Source organism: Mycobacterium sp. 1165178.9, from assembly GCF_001673555.1.
Taxonomy (GTDB): domain Bacteria; phylum Actinomycetota; class Actinomycetes; order Mycobacteriales; family Mycobacteriaceae; genus Mycobacterium.
The window spans coordinates 1-5,956 of sequence record NZ_LZMB01000335.1 but is presented as its reverse complement, the minus strand read 5'-3'; the positions used below and the strand labels follow the sequence as shown (position 1 = coordinate 5,956).

The following is a 5,956-nucleotide window of genomic DNA, read 5'->3' as shown; positions in this document are numbered from 1 at the left end:
CGGCGCGGTGATGTCCGGGCCGTGCCGTGCGAAGTGCAGCCAGAGGTGATCTGTCATGTTGCCGCTGAGCCTAGCGCTAGGCTCGACGGCCCGGCTCCTTCCTCGCGCCGTTCGGCGCTCGACGTCGCCGCGCTAATCTCGATGGCCCGGCTCCTTCCTCGCGCCGTTCGGCGCTCGACGTCGCCGCGCTAGGCTCGACGGCCCGGCTCCTTCCTCGCGCCGTTCGGCGCTCGACGTCGCCGCGCTAGGCTCAACGGCATGACCTCAGCGCAGCAGGTCAGCGAGTTCGAGTCGCTGCGGCCCCATCTCATGTCGGTCGCCTACCGGCTCACCGGCACGGTGGCCGATGCGGAGGACATCGTCCAGGATGCCTGGCTGCGATGGCACCGGCAGGACCCCGAAAAGGGAACGGAGATCACCGACCTGCGGGCCTGGCTGACCACCGTGGTGAGCAGGCTGGGCCTGGACAGGTTGCGGTCGGCCGCGCATCGCCGCGAGACCTACACCGGAAACTGGCTGCCCGAGCCGGTGGTCACCGGGTTCGACGCGGGCGATCCACTGTCCGCGGTGGTGGCCGGCGAGGACGCGCGGTTCGCGGCGATGGTGGTGCTGGAGCGGCTATCACCCGATCAGCGGGTCGCCTTCGTGTTGCACGACGGGTTCGCCGTGCCATTCGCGGAGGTGGCGCAGGTGCTGGGAACCAACGAGGCCGCCGCCCGGCAGCTGGCGTCGCGGGCCCGCAAAGCGGTCGCGGCCGATGCGCCACCCAAGCCCGATCCGGCGCACGCCGAGGTGGTGGGGAAGTTGCTGGCGGCCATGGCATCCGGCGATCTGGAAGCCGTGGTGGCGCTGCTGCATCCCGACGTGATCCTGACCGGCGACGCGAATGGCAAGGCGCCCACTGCAATCAACGTCATCCACGGCGCGGACAAGGTCGCGCGATTCTTCTTCGGCCTGGCCCAGCGCTACGGCCCGGCGATGTTCACCTCGTATCAGCTGGGGCTGATCAATGGCGAGCTGGGCGGGTACACGGCGGGCTGCCCCGCCAGTGACGGGTATCGCGAGATGATGCCGCGGATCATGGCGGCGACGGTGCGCGACGGAAAGGTCTGCGCCCTATGGGATGTCGCCAACCCCGATAAATTCACCGGGTCCCCGTTGCGGGCTCGTTAAGCTGTGTAGCCCACGGAACGCGGCAGGCGTCACCGGAATTGAAACCCTGCTCGGTGATGCCCAGCGCGGAATTCACCCGCGCCCGCATGTTCTCTAATCCGATCTGGTAGGTCAGCTCGAACACACCAGCGTCGCCGAAGCGGGCCCGCAGATCGTCCACCTGCCCGTCGGTGACGGTGTGCGGATCGGTGGTCATCGCGGCGGCATAGGCGATGGCCGCGCGCTCGTCGTCGGTGAATGCCGTTGAGGTGGCGTAGTCGTCGATGTCCTTGAGGCGCTGCATGTCCAGGCCGTCCAAGCGCTGCAGCATCGATCCGAAGTCGACGCACCACGAGCAGCCGATCTGGCGCGCGGTCCACAACACGGCCAGCTCACGCACGCTGGTCGGCAGCGTTTTCGACGCCCGGTCGACCATCGTCTCGTGCACGGCGCTGGCGATCATCAGGTTGCGATGATGCGCGGCCACGGCGAACGGCTCGGGAACTTGGCCGTAGCGCCGCTTGGCGATCCGGTACATGGCGCGGGTCAGCAATCCGGTGCGCTTGGGCGGTAGGGGCTCGATGCGGGTTTTCTGTGTCATACCCATCAGACGACGCGGGCCCGCGATGTGTGACGGGTCCGGGGATGAGGCGAGTTTTCAACTCGCTAGCGCATGCGATAGCGCTTTCGGGAAAGGCCCAATGGTCTCGGAGAGGCGGTCGCCGTGGGCAGGTGTTTCCCGGCAGTGGGTCCGGGTATCCGTCCCTCACTCTGGCCACGCCAACCGGCGCGGCAGGGAGCGAGAGGGTGAGGAGATAGGTTATGACCTCTCAAAATGATCAACAGTCGACCGATGCAAGGTTGGAACACTTCGACGACCCTGAGTTGGGTAGCGGCGCGCGCGACTCCGGTGCGGACACTCCCGAACCCGGCGGCGGCGATCGTCCTGTCGGAACCGTGGACGAAGACGCGAATCCGCCTGTGAGCGACCCGACGGCGTCGGACACCTACGGCGGCACCGGCGAATTGCCTCCGCAAGACACGGGGAGTGCAATCCCGCCGTACGAGGGGCGCCGAGAAAGTGCCGCGACTGGCACCGAAGGCACCGGCGGGGCGGCGAGCCCGGCGACGAATCCCGATTTCAAGTCGGCCAGCCCGGCGAGCACCCCTGGCGGTGCGAGTCAGTCTCCGGCAGACGAACAACCGGCTTCGGAAATGCCGGAATCCGACCGCGACGACGACCAAGTCGGGCCGGCGCACGTGGCGGGTACTCGCCGGGGTGAGTCAGCGCCCTGATCCGACGACACGCCACCGCTAGGCGCCTAGCGGGAGAACATGATCGCGCGCTTGACCTCTTGAATCGCCTTGGTGATCTCGATGCCGCGCGGACAGGCCTCGGTGCAGTTGAACGTGGTGCGGCACCGCCACACACCGTCGACCTCGTTGAGGATGTCCAGGCGCTCGGCGGCGGCCTCGTCGCGGCTGTCGAAGATGAACCGGTGCGCGTTGACGATCGCAGCCGGGCCGTAGTAACTGCCCTCGTGCCAGAAGATCGGGCAGCTGGTGGTGCACGCCGCGCAGAGGATGCACTTGGTGGTGTCGTCGTAGCGGGCGCGGTCGGTCGGGCTCTGAATGCGTTCGCGGGTAGGCGGATTGCCGGTCGTGATCAGGTACGGCTTGACCGCCCGGTAGGCGTCGAAAAACGGCTCCATGTCGACCACCAGGTCCTTCTCCACCGGTAGCCCACGGATCGGCTCGACCGTGATGGTCAGTGTTTTTTGGCGTTTGCCCGGCCTACTCTTGGGCAGCAGGTCGCGCATCAGCACCTTGCAGGCCAGGCGGTTGACGCCGTTGATGCGCATCGCGTCCGAACCGCACACCCCGTGCGCGCACGAGCGCCGGAAGGTCAGCGTCCCGTCCAGATAGCTCTTGATGTAGATCAGCAGGTTGAGCATCCGGTCGCTGGGCAGGCACGGCACCCGAAAGCTTTGCCAGCCACCGGTTTCCGCGAAGGCATCGGGCTGGTCGGGGTTGAACCGGGCGATCTTGACGGTCACCATCACCGCCCCGTCGGGAATCGCCGGCAGCGGCGGCTCCAGGCTGGTGTCGACCTCGGCTGCCTCTTCGGTTCCGGCGCTCTCGGCCATCAGTACTTCCGTTCTTTGGGTTCGTAGCGCGTCTGCACCACGGGCTTGAAGTCCAGCGCGATGTCGCTCAGCAGGTCGCTGCCCTGCTTGTAGGCCATGGTGTGGCGCATGAAGTTGACGTCGTCGCGGTTGGGGTAGTCCTCGCGCGCGTGGCCGCCGCGAGACTCCTTGCGGTTCAAGGCGCCGACCACGGTCACCTCGGCGAGCTCCAGCAGGAAGCCCAGCTCGATGGCCTCCAGTAGGTCGCTGTTGAAGCGTCTTCCCTTGTCGTGCACACTGATTCGTGCGTACCGCTCCTTCAAGGCGTGGATGTCGGTGAGCGCTTGCTTGAGTGTCTCCTCCGTGCGGAACACGGCGGCGTTGTTGTCCATCGACTGCTGCAACGAGATGCGGATGTCGGCGACGCGCTCGTTGCCGTGTTCGGAGAGGATGTCGCCCACCCAGCCGACGACCATCGCCGCCGGCTCCGCCGGCATGTCCACGAAGTCGTGGCCTCGCGCGTAATTGGCCGCGGCGATGCCGGCCCGGCGGCCGAACACGTTGATGTCCAGCAGCGAATTGGTGCCCAGCCGGTTGGCTCCGTGCACAGACACACACGCGCACTCGCCGGCCGCATACAGCCCCGGCACCGTAGAAGTGTTGTCCCGCAACACCTGTCCGGTGACCGTCGTGGGGATGCCGCCCATCACGTAGTGGCAGGTGGGGTAGACGGGGACCAATTCGTGCACCGGGTCAACACCCAGATAGGTGCGCGCGAACTCGGTGATGTCGGGCAGCTTGGCCTCCAGCACGTCCTCACCGAGGTGGCGCACGTCGATGTAGACGTAGTCCTTGTGCGGGCCGGCGCCGCGTCCCTCCAAAACCTCCAAAACCATTGAGCGGGCGACGATGTCGCGCGGCGCCAGGTCGACGATCGTCGGTGCGTAACGCTCCATGAAGCGCTCGCCCTCGCCGTTGAGCAACCGGCCGCCCTCACCGCGCACCGCCTCGGAGATCAAGATGCCCAAACCCGCCAGGCCGGTCGGATGGAATTGGTGAAACTCCATGTCCTCCAAGGGAAGTCCCTTGCGAAAGACGATGCCGATGCCGTCGCCGGTCAGCGTATGCGCGTTCGAGGTGGTCTTGTACATTCGGCCCGAACCGCCGGTGGCGAGCACCACCGCCTTGGCGTGGAACACGTGGATGTCGCCGGTGGCCAGCTCGTAGGCGACCACCCCGGTGGCCACCGGCCCGCTCGGGGTCTGGGTGAGAACCAGGTCAAGCGCATAGAACTCGTTGAAGAACTGCACGTCGTGCCGCACGCAGTTCTGGTAGAGCGTCTGCAGGATCATGTGACCGGTGCGGTCGGCGGCGTAACATGCCCGGCGCACCGGGGCCTTGCCGTGGTCGCGGGTGTGCCCGCCGAAGCGGCGCTGGTCGATGCGGCCCTCGGGGGTGCGGTTGAACGGCATCCCCATCTTCTCCAGGTCGAGCACCGCGTCGATGGCTTCCTTGCACATGATCTCTACGGCGTCCTGGTCGGCGAGGTAGTCGCCGCCCTTGACGGTGTCGAAGGTGTGCCATTCCCAGTTGTCCTCTTCGACGTTCGCCAGCGCCGCGCACATGCCGCCCTGGGCGGCGCCGGTGTGGCTGCGGGTGGGGTAGAGCTTGGTCAGCACCGCGGTGCGCACCCGCGGACCCGCCTCGACCGCGGCCCGCATGCCGGCGCCCCCCGCGCCGACGATCACCACGTCGTACCGGTGTTGGGAGATCACGGGTCAGCCTCCGATATTCGGGTCGAAAGTCAGCAGCACGTAGGTGCCCAGCACCAGCGTGAACCCCATCGACAACAGCAGCAGGCTGTTGAGCCAGAACCGGGTGCTGTCCTTGCGGCTGTAGTCGTCGATGATGGTGCGCAGGCCGTTGCCGCCGTGCAGTTGCGCCAGCCACAGCAGCGCCAGGTCCCAGAACTGCCAGAACGGCGACGCCCAGCGCTGCGCCACGTAGTTGAAGTCGATGCGGTAAACGCCGTTATCCCACATCAGCATGATGAACAGGTGGCCGATCGCCAGCACGAACAACGCGATCCCGGAGAACCGCATGAACAGCCAGGCGAACTTCTCGAAGTTGGGGATGCCGGCCCGCCGGCGCGGCGAGCGGGGGTTGTCCAGGCTGGCGGGGCGGTCGTAGAGGCGCTGTTTGACCGGGGCGAGGTCGCCTCGATGGGATTGAGAGCCCAGCTGCCCAAGCTCGCTCATCGGAAGTGCTCCATCATGTGGATGACCGTCACCACGCCCGCAGGAACCATCAGCAGCAGGAACACGATGCCGACGATCCAGAACATCAGGCGCTGGTGGCGTGGGCCCTCGGACCAGAAGTCGATCAGGATCACCCGGATCCCGTTCAGGCCGTGGAAGAGCACCGCGGCGACCAGGCCGTATTCCATCAAGCCAACGATGGGCATTTGATAGTCGTGGATCACGGCGTTGTAGGTCTGCGGGCTCACCCGCAACATCGCGGCGTCCAAAACGTGGACGAACAGGAAAAAGAAGATCGTCGCTCCGCTGATCCGGTGCAGCACCCACGACCACATGCCGGGGTCGCCCCGGTGCGCAACCGCGAGTACGGTGCATAGGCACCCCCGGACACATCGATTGCCTTGTCCCGCAACGACTTCC

Annotated in this window: 5 protein-coding genes and 1 pseudogene; 2 read left to right on the top strand and 4 right to left on the bottom strand. The window is 66.6% G+C overall.

Features of this window, described 5'->3' with window-relative positions:
- The first annotated feature begins 258 nt into the window (after window positions 1-258).
- Window positions 259-1,215: pseudogene (locus A5652_RS14635) on the top strand (sigma-70 family RNA polymerase sigma factor).
- Window positions 1,216-1,974: 759 nt separating this feature from the next.
- Window positions 1,975-2,448, top strand: coding sequence for a hypothetical protein (locus A5652_RS14625; RefSeq protein WP_082983905.1), 474 nt, complete (start codon window positions 1,975-1,977; stop codon window positions 2,446-2,448).
- A gap of 26 nt (window positions 2,449-2,474) precedes the next feature.
- Here A5652_RS14625 and A5652_RS14620 read toward each other — a convergent pair whose 3' ends face one another.
- The 4 genes from A5652_RS14620 to sdhC are packed head-to-tail and all read right to left on the bottom strand — an operon-like array spanning window position 2,475 to window position 5,871.
- Complete coding sequence (locus tag A5652_RS14620) at window positions 2,475-3,299, bottom strand: succinate dehydrogenase iron-sulfur subunit (RefSeq protein ID WP_067352455.1); 825 nt, start codon at window positions 3,297-3,299, stop codon at window positions 2,475-2,477.
- Window positions 3,299-5,053 carry a succinate dehydrogenase flavoprotein subunit gene (gene sdhA, locus A5652_RS14615; RefSeq protein WP_067352452.1) on the bottom strand — a complete coding sequence of 585 codons (1,755 nt, stop codon included), beginning with the start codon at window positions 5,051-5,053 and terminating at the stop codon, window positions 3,299-3,301. The genes A5652_RS14620 and sdhA overlap by 1 nt, the downstream gene beginning before the upstream one ends.
- 3 nt (window positions 5,054-5,056) lie before the next feature.
- Window positions 5,057-5,536: a succinate dehydrogenase hydrophobic membrane anchor subunit gene (locus A5652_RS14610; protein WP_067352449.1), complete on the bottom strand. Its 480-nt coding sequence runs from the start codon at window positions 5,534-5,536 to the stop codon at window positions 5,057-5,059.
- Window positions 5,533-5,871, bottom strand: coding sequence for a succinate dehydrogenase, cytochrome b556 subunit (sdhC, locus tag A5652_RS14605; RefSeq protein WP_067352445.1), 339 nt, complete (start codon window positions 5,869-5,871; stop codon window positions 5,533-5,535). Before sdhC ends, A5652_RS14610 begins: the two co-directional genes overlap by 4 nt.
- Window positions 5,872-5,956: the final 85 nt, after the last annotated feature.